The sequence below is a fragment of the Bacillus sanguinis genome, assembly GCF_018332475.1.
GTDB classification, from domain to species: Bacteria; Bacillota; Bacilli; order Bacillales; family Bacillaceae_G; genus Bacillus_A; species Bacillus_A sanguinis.
This window is the reverse complement of the sequence record NZ_BOQB01000633.1, coordinates 1-230: the sequence shown is the minus strand read 5'-3', so window position 1 is coordinate 230 and position 230 is coordinate 1. Positions and strand designations below refer to the sequence as shown.

1 pseudogene is annotated in these 230 nt (G+C 33.5%); it reads right to left on the bottom strand.

From position 1 onward, the window contains the following. Positions 1-14 precede the first annotated feature (14 nt). Positions 15-146: pseudogene (locus KI369_RS28935) on the bottom strand (DUF4878 domain-containing protein); the annotation flags it as partial. Between the last annotated feature and the right edge of the window lie 84 nt (positions 147-230).

Below are 230 nucleotides of genomic sequence, written 5' to 3'. Positions count from 1 at the left end.
CAATTTCATTTTTCTTTTCGAATTTTATAGCTTTTAAGCTCCTTGCTAACCGATTTCATTAGGTCTGCATTTCCGCCCACAAAAGCAACGATTTTCTTCGCTTCAGGAGTGAATAACTCGCCAAAATCTTTAACATTTCCTTCTTTTGTACCCCTTGATTCGTCATTTTTCTAGGCTATCCAACTTGACAAATGTTTTTTTATCAAACTACAATGAAAATCATTATCAAT